Origin of the sequence: Ligilactobacillus pabuli, assembly GCF_022836475.1 — a bacterium.
Classification (GTDB): Bacteria; Bacillota; Bacilli; order Lactobacillales; family Lactobacillaceae; genus Ligilactobacillus; species Ligilactobacillus pabuli.
In genome coordinates this window covers 1-1,622 of record NZ_BQXH01000044.1, presented here as the reverse complement: position 1 = coordinate 1,622, position 1,622 = coordinate 1, and the positions used below count along the sequence as shown (strand labels likewise).

1 protein-coding gene is annotated in these 1,622 nt (G+C 33.4%); it reads right to left on the bottom strand.

Features of this window, described 5'->3' with window-relative positions:
* Positions 1-152: 152 nt before the first annotated feature.
* The coding region (pglX, locus tag LPAF129_RS10990) for a BREX-1 system adenine-specific DNA-methyltransferase PglX (RefSeq protein WP_244057169.1) at positions 153-1,622 on the bottom strand (1,470 nt) is incomplete at its 5' end.

Sequence of the window (1,622 nt, the reverse complement as noted above, 5' to 3'; positions counted from 1 at the left end):
GCCAGCCCCAACCACACAAAACCGGCACTTTAAACTAGCTACTAGAGTATAAAAAAGAACCCTACCTTTAAGATAGAGTTCCAAGGACCATCAACACTATTTGACAAAGTCCCCAAAAAATGATCTCGACATAAAAATCGAGATCATTTTTTCTATTTAATCGGTGTTAAGATTTTAGTATCCGCTTGAACCTTTTTATGATTGACAACCACACCATCGTCTAAATCAATATCAATTTGTTGACTAGCAACATGTTGTAGTTCTTGATCAAATTTCACTAACTCAGTGATTTTCTTATTTAAACTAGTAATCTCCTTTTCAAAAATCTTCACCATCTTTTTATCAGTCTCATTATCTTTTTGGTTTTCTTTTACCTTTAAAGCATTTTCGTACGCACCTTGTAGTTCATGCAGGTACTCTGAACGAACCATCGCCATTGTGTTCACATCATAACGATGCTGATAAATTAAGGCTTTAAAACCTTTAGCTTTACCACTACTTATTTCCCAATAAATCGGCCGTTTTTGATAAATTTTTAGATGGTCTTTTTTAAAGAAGTCATTCAAGAAATAATCTCTAATAATTTGTTGAGATTCAACGCCTTTATCTAATTTCTTTTGATCCAACGCAGAAGCAATAAAGTCCAAATTTTGGTATAAGTTTTCTTTTCCAAATGTAACTGTTAAGAACCCTTTTAATCGGTGAATAACATCACGTTGATCACCAAAGTAATCATCATCTGTTAAAACGATGACATTATCTTCATTTGGCACAAAAGAATGATACTTAGAACTATCCCATTCACCACCTGCGAAAGCCAAACCTTCACTATCCAATGAGTATCGTCCAAATACACACCCAATAAAATATGACAAAAAGGACTTAATATCACGCTCTTTGTCAGCTTTTCTAACAGAAACGTCTTTGTCCTCTTCTTCAGGTGTTAATTCGTCCTGCAGACCATATAAATCGATAAAAATCTTGTTTAGTTCTTCTTCATTAGCCTTTAACTGGTTAAATCTGTCTAACGATTCCTGTTCCCATTGATCATACGCAGCTTCGATGGTCCAATTTTGTTTATGTTCAGCGATATGTGATAAAAATGGATGCTTTTTGTAATCCCATGAATTTTCGAAAATATTCCAATCAGAAGATGTAATTTGGATATTTGATTTAACGATTGATACAACATATTCTTTTTTATTAATAATGACAGGTAGATGTCCAAAGTCACTAACTTGAACATTAATTGTTGGATTTAAAATTGATAGAACATAATTACAAACGCTAGAACAAGCAAAACCAATCAAATAAAGTAGATCTTCATGGTTTTCAGTAAATCCCTCGTTACCTGCAGTGTCATGAATCGATCCAAATTTTCGAAATCTTACATTAAATGTTCCTGATGTTATTTTTGGCCATGTTATTGCTTCACGAAAGTAATAATCTTCGTTACGTATTACAGATCTTCTTTTTCCATTAGGCCAAGTAAAATTACGGATTTCATAACCATCATTTTCCCAGTTGACGACGTAATCATAGTTACCGTACCATTTACGATAGGAGCCGCCTTTATTGTAAGGAAACCATTTTTTGTTCGATTGAATCGATTCAGGAATACT